General features: G+C 67.7%; 4 protein-coding genes. All 4 read right to left on the minus strand.

Translation table 11 applies throughout. The annotated features are described in order from the left end of the window. Positions 1 to 14: 14 nt before the first annotated feature. Positions 15 to 2,318: a PQQ-binding-like beta-propeller repeat protein gene (locus tag VJ655_RS13385; protein ID WP_324111839.1), complete on the minus strand. Its 2,304-nt coding sequence runs from the start codon at positions 2,316 to 2,318 to the stop codon at positions 15 to 17. Between the two features lie 49 nt (positions 2,319 to 2,367). Further along, the gene (locus VJ655_RS13390) at positions 2,368 to 3,708 is read right to left on the minus strand and encodes an MFS transporter (RefSeq protein ID WP_324111841.1); all 1,341 of its coding nucleotides are present in this window, start codon (positions 3,706 to 3,708) and stop codon (positions 2,368 to 2,370) included. A gap of 11 nt (positions 3,709 to 3,719) precedes the next feature. Beyond that, positions 3,720 to 4,613: a ThuA domain-containing protein gene (locus tag VJ655_RS13395; RefSeq protein ID WP_324111843.1), complete on the minus strand. Its 894-nt coding sequence runs from the start codon at positions 4,611 to 4,613 to the stop codon at positions 3,720 to 3,722. 64 nt (positions 4,614 to 4,677) lie between these two features. Beyond that, positions 4,678 to 6,089, minus strand: a 1,412-nt coding sequence (locus VJ655_RS13400; protein ID WP_324111845.1) for a TonB-dependent receptor domain-containing protein, incomplete at its 5' end; no start/stop codon positions are given.

Here is a 6,089-nt window from a genome sequence, read left to right on the forward strand (position 1 = left end):
GGCCGCGCGGCTGTTTAGGGCAGCCGGTAGGCCACGACGGCGTCGGACATCTGCGGCCCGCCCGCGGTGGTGCCGCCGCCGGCGGTCGCCACGACATATTGCTTGCCGTCCGCGCCCATATAGGTGATCGGCGTGGAGTGGGCGCTGGCCTCCATCTCGGCTTCCCATAGCGTCTTTCCGGTCTTGGCGTCGAAGGCCCGCAGGCGGCGATCATTGGCCGCGCCGATGAACACCAGGCCCGACTTGGTGGTGATGCCGCCGCCCAGGTTCGGCGCGCCGGTCTTGGCGCCCTTCTCGCCCAAGGCCTCGGTCGTGCCGAGCGGAACCCGCCAGGCGATCTTCTGTGTCCGGACATCGACCGCGACCAGCTCGCCCCAGGGCGTCGCGCCGCACGAGAGCACCAGGCCGGGCTTGACCGTGAAGCTGAAGGGCGGAGCCGGACGCTGACCGGCGGGCGGACGCGGCGGCGCCGCTCCCGCCGGCCGGGCCGAGCGGTTCATCATGCCGACCCCCGCGCCGGGACTGGCCTTCGGCCGGAAGACGGCGCGGTTCTGCACGTTGATGAAATAGTAGCCCGTCTCGGGGTTGTACGCCCCGCCGCCCCAGTTGGGGCCGCCCGTCGGGCTGGGATAGCTGATCGTGGCGTGCTGGCTGCTCTGGCGGGGCGCGTAGAGCGGTACGCTGACGGTGTTGTTGTCGTCCCAGTACTTGGTGCAGGCGGCTTTCATACCCGGCGCCAGATCCGGAATCTCATCGCGGGTCATCTGGGTCCGTGACAGCGGACCCGGCGCGATCGGGAAGGGCTGCGTCGGCCAGGACTGCGCGGCCAGTTCCGGCTCCGGCTGTGGCACCGGACGCTCCTCGTAGCCGTTGATCGGCTCGCCCGTCAGGCGATTGAACATGAAGAGCAGTCCCTGCTTGCCGGTCAGCAGCAGGGCCGGGATCTTCCGGCCGTCGGCGGCGACGTGTTCGTACAGCACCGGCGGCGTGGGGGCGTCGAAGTCCCAAAAATCGCGGTGCACGATCTGGCGGAACCAACGCAGCTTGCCGGTCGCCGCGTCGAGCGCGATCACCGAGCTCGAATAGAACTGCGAGCCGGCCGCCTCGCTGTTGAGGTCGCCGACCGGCGCGTAGACGATGCCGTTCTCGGCGTCGAGGGCCATGGTCGACCAGACGTTGGCGCCGCTGACGTCGCGCCATTCGTCGCCCTTGTAGGTGTCGGCGTTGGCCTCGCCCGGTTGGGGCACGGTGTGGAAACTCCAGACCAGGCGGCCCGTGCGCGCGTCCCAAGCGCGGACGTCGCCGCGCGGCGCCGGCGGACCGGCTTCGCCCGGGCGCGCGCCGGTGATGATCAGGTTCTTGTAGACCGTGACCGGGTTGGGGATCGTGAAGGTCGCCCGCCGCGACTCTCCGACGATTTCCGAAGCCACGCCGACATAGGCGTCGATCTGGCCGTCGCGGCCAAACCCTTGGGCCAATTGACCCGTCGTGACGTCGACGGCGCGGATATACCCTTGGTCGGTGCCGAAATAGATGCGCGGCGCGGTCTTCTCGTCGCCCGGCCAGTAGGCGATCCCCCGACCGTGGATGTTGAGCGGGGACTCGTACTTCCAGATCACTTCGCCGGTCTCGGGCCGCAGCGCTGTGATCGAGGCCTTCAGCGCGGGGTTGCGCGGCGAGGCGGGCGTGGAGAAGTACATGATCCCGCCGACCAGGATCGGCGTCACCTCGAAGCGGAAATCCAGGCCCTCGTCGCCGTTGTCGCTGCGCCCGGCGCCGTAGTGGTAGGTCCAGGCGGGCTTGAGCTTGCCGACGTTCTTGGGGGTGATCTGGGTCAGCGGCGAATAGTTCTGATTGGCGTCGCCGCCCCCGTACGCCGCCCACTGATTGGGCCCCTGCGGACGGTCGTAGGCCTTGGCCGGCGCGGCGGCCGCAGCGGCGACGGGCGCCGGCGCCGCGCCGCCGACAGGCGCGAAGTTGGCGGCCAGATAGCCATGCACCGCGCCGAAATCCTGTTCCGAGAGCTGAGCGCCTAGACCCACCATCTTCTTCATGGTGTCCCGCCACTCGTCCGCCGTGCGGCGCTTGCTCGTGGCCAGGGCGGCGCTGTGACAGGCGGTGCAGGACGAGATGAAGGCGGCCTTGCCAGGACCGGCCGGGAGCTTGTCCTCGCCAGCGGTGGCGCCGCCGGGCGCAGCCTGGGCCCACAACAGCGTGGCCGAACTGACGGCGGTCACCCCGGCGACGGTCAGCACCGCGCCGAACTTGAGAAGGCGCTTGCGGCCATGATCGGCGGCTGCGGGTCGGATGTGGGTCATTCACGGGACTCCAACGGGAGACGGGATGGCATGAGGAAAGGCGGAGGGCTCACCGCGCGGGGTCGGGGAGCCGGCGCACGTCGCCGACGGCGAAGGTGTAGGAAAGCGCCCCCAGCAGGGCCATGACGCCGATGAAGGCCAGGCCGCCGAAGAACGAACCGGTCTTGGCCACCACGAAGCCGATGACGATCGGCGTGACGATGCCGGCCAGGTTGGTGCAGAAGTTGAAGAGGCCGGCGGTGAGGCCCACGAGGGACTTGGGCGCGACGTCCGAGATCAGCGTCCAGCCCAGGTTGGACATGCCCTGCCCGAAGAAGGCCACGGACATCACCGCGATCACCAGCGCGTCGCTGCGAATGAAGGCCGCCAAGGCGATGGTCGAGGACATCAGCAGGCCGCCGACGATCGGCAGTTTGCGACCGAGGTTGGCCGAACCGCTGCGACGGACCAGCGCGTCCGAAACCTGTCCGCCGACGAGAGCTCCGACCGACGCGGCGATGAACGGCAGGACCGCGTAGAACCCGACCTTCAGCCAGGACATGTTGCGCTCGGTCATCAGGTAGGTCGGGAACCAGGTGAGAAAGAAGACGAGCGTGGCGTTGGTGGCGAACTGACCGAAGGACGCGCCCAGGATCTGGCGTTGCCTGAGCAGGTAGCCCACGTCCTTCCACGAAAAGGTCGTCTGGGCGTAGGACGACACGCCACCTCCAGCGGCGATGTGATCGAGTTCGGCCTGGTTGACCGCCGCGCTCTTGTCGGGGTCCCGATAGAACCTCAACCAGACCGCGGCGAAGATCAGGCCCAAGGCGCCCACGCCCATGAACAGCACGCGCCAGCCGAACCTGGCCGTGATCCAGAAGAGAAGCGGGCTCAGGAACGCGATCCCGAAATACATGCCCACGGTGTAGACACTGTTGGCGCGCGCGCGTTCGCGCTGCGGGAACCAGGACACCAGCACGCGACTGTTGGCGGGGAAGCAAGGCGCCTCCGCCGCGCCCAGTCCGAGCCTGAAGCCCAGCAGACTTCCCAGGCCCGTGGCGAAGCCCTGCAGCACGGTGAACATCGACCAGAGGCCGACGGACAGGAAATAGGTCAGGCGAACGCCAAAGCGATCGAGGAACACCCCGCCCGGGATCTGCGCCAGCGCATAGGTCCAGGAGAAGGCCGAGAACACCAGGCCCATGGTCGCCGCGTCGATGCCGAGGTCCTTGGTCATCGTCGGCGCCGCGACGCTGAGCAGGGTCCGGTCGAGATAGTTGATGACCGTTCCCAGGGCGATCAGGGCCAGCACCCCGTAGCGGACATTGGTGGGCTTGGGCCCCGTGGCGGTGTTCATCGTCTTCGTCTCGACTTGGCCGGCGCGCGCGGCGGCGGGATCCAGGAGGGTCATGTGCGGCGAGCTCAGGGGCGATCGGGCGTGACGTCGGCGTCGGTCACGCCCAGCGCCCACTTGATGCCTTCGAGGTAGAGTTTCTGCACCGCGGGGTCGTCCCAGACCTCGTCGCGGTGGCCGAGCGCGGACGAGAACACACGTCCCTTGCCGTAGGTCCTGGCCCAGACGATGGGGAGATCGCCGTCAGGACGCTTGGCCAATTGCTCGGGCTTGAGCTTGGCGGGATCGACCCGCACGATAGTGTGCACCTTGCCCTTGGCGTAGGGCTCCTTCAGATACGGAAACTGGTCGGCGAAGGTCGTCGGGAAGGTCGCCGCGCCGGGAAACTTGGGATCGGAGATGATCAGGCCCGTCGGTTCGATCGGCCATTCGCCGGCCATCACCCCGCCGATCATCTCGCCGTATTCGGGCCAGTCGAAGTAGGCGATCGTGGCGGCGTGGGCCGCGACGAAGCCCTTGCCGTCCTCGTGGACGAAGGCCAGCAAGTCGGCCTTTTGCTGCGGGGTCAAAGTCCCCTCCCCGCTGCCCATGAAGAAGATCGCGTCGAAATAGTCGAGGTTCTTGGCGTTGATCGGACGGCCTGTGTAGCGCGCCCCTTTGCCGATCAGCGGCTGCTTGGTGATCATCTGCGAGTCGGTGCGCAGGAAGGCGACATAGGCTCCCGTCTCGCGGCCCAGGCGCTCGACAACCGCCATCGCGTGGTTGATGGAGTCGTGGTGGAAGCCGCTCTGGACGTCGGCGATCACCAGGAGCTTCTTCTTGCCGGCATAGGCGTCGGGCATCGCCCCGCGCGCCGGCGGGGCGCCGGCGGTGACCGGCGCGGCCTGCCGCGCGACCGCGGGCGAGCCGATGATGAGGCCCAGAGCCGCCAGCGCGGCCGAAGCGAGTTTTCTCAAGTCCATGTCCCAGTCCTTGGCCGCCGGCAAAAGGTCGGGCCGAGGCGCGCGCCCCGGCCCTCGAGGTAGGTTAGAACTTCTTGGTCACTTCGACCGACCAGATGCGCCCGAAGATATTGTGGACGTTCAGGTCGACGGCGTTGGCCGCGTTGCCGACCTGGGTCAGCACGATCGGCGCGCTCTTGTCGGCGATGTTCTGGATGTTGACCGCCAGACGCAGCCCTTGCAGAGCCGACGGCGCGGTCACCGGCACGTTGTAGGCCAGGCCCGCGTCGAAGGTGGTCCACGACGGCACCTTGGTGTCGGGTTTCTTGACCCCGTTCACCGTGATGGTGGCGTTGTTCAGGTACGAGCCGACGTAGTTGGCCGCGATGTTGGCCGACCAGTCGCCGTTGCGCAGATTGGCGCCGAAGCGGCCGCGCTTGCTAAGCTGGTTGCCATAGGTGTCCAGCGCCGTGAACAGCGGGGAGTTCGGCAGCAGGCTGCGCTTGAGGTCGATGATGTAGCTGAAGCTGCCGTTCAGGGTCAGGCGACCGGCCGGCGTCTCCATGCCGTAGTTGCCGGTGAAGTCCAGACCGCTCTGCTTGACGCGGCCCAGGTTGCGCAGGCCGCCCGTGACGATGCCGACCATCTGGCAGTCATTGGCCGTGGAGGGCGAATAGACGGCGTTCGGGTCGTTGAGCCAGGGCAAGTACTTGGGATTGTAGGTCGAGTACTGCGGCGTGCCGAGCAGGCCCGGCGGGTTGCCGCTGACGCAGCTCGCCGGCTGCGGCGCGGCGATGAAGAAGTCCTTGTAGAGCGCGTAGGTGGCCGGGTTCGACAGGATCAGGGTCGTATTGGGCAGGTTCTCGATGCGATCCTTGTAGTCGACATTGTAGTAGGTGACGCCCAGCTTCAGGTCCGGCGCGAAGGACGGGGTCCAGTCCCCGCCGACAGACCAGATCTTGGCCGACTCCGGACGCAGACCCGAGGTGTTCCCCGTGCGCAGCAGCACCAGCGACTGACCGGTCGCGGTGTTGGTCACCGGGATCGACGGGTCGTTCAGGCCGTTGGCGATGAAGGTGCGGTTGGTCTGGCCGACGGTGCGCGGATCGGATTCGCCCAGGGTCGCGGCGCGGAACGAGGTGCCCCACGAAGCGCGCAGGTGGACGTCTTCGGTCGGATCCCAGGACAGGCCGATCTTGGGATTGGTGGTCTTGCCGACGTCCGAATAGTGGTCGTAGCGCGCGGCCACCGACAGATCCAGCCGGCGCAGACCCGGGCGAGCATTGCCGGTTCCGAACAGCGGCACGAAGAGTTCGGCGTAGCCGGACTCGATGATCCGGTGGCTCTTGGCGTAGCGCGAGGTCTGGTAGGCCGTCGCCAGGTTCAGGGTGTTGAGGGCGCGAAGCTGGAAGTCGAGTTTCTGGTATTCGACGCCGGCGGCGATGCGAACCTTGCCGGCCGGCAATTCGAACAGCGAGCCGTCGACCTTGCCGCCCA

The sequence above is a fragment of the Caulobacter sp. genome, from assembly GCF_035254145.1.
GTDB lineage: Bacteria > Pseudomonadota > Alphaproteobacteria > Caulobacterales > Caulobacteraceae > Caulobacter.

Coding starts and splice junctions, on each gene's coding strand:
- VJ655_RS13390 (WP_324111841.1), bottom strand. CDS start 3,708: ATGACCCTCCTGGATCCCGCCGCCGCGCGCGCCGGCCAAGTCGAGACG.
- VJ655_RS13385 (WP_324111839.1), bottom strand. CDS start 2,318: ATGACCCACATCCGACCCGCAGCCGCCGATCATGGCCGCAAGCGCCTT.
- VJ655_RS13395 (WP_324111843.1), bottom strand. CDS start 4,613: ATGGACTTGAGAAAACTCGCTTCGGCCGCGCTGGCGGCTCTGGGCCTC.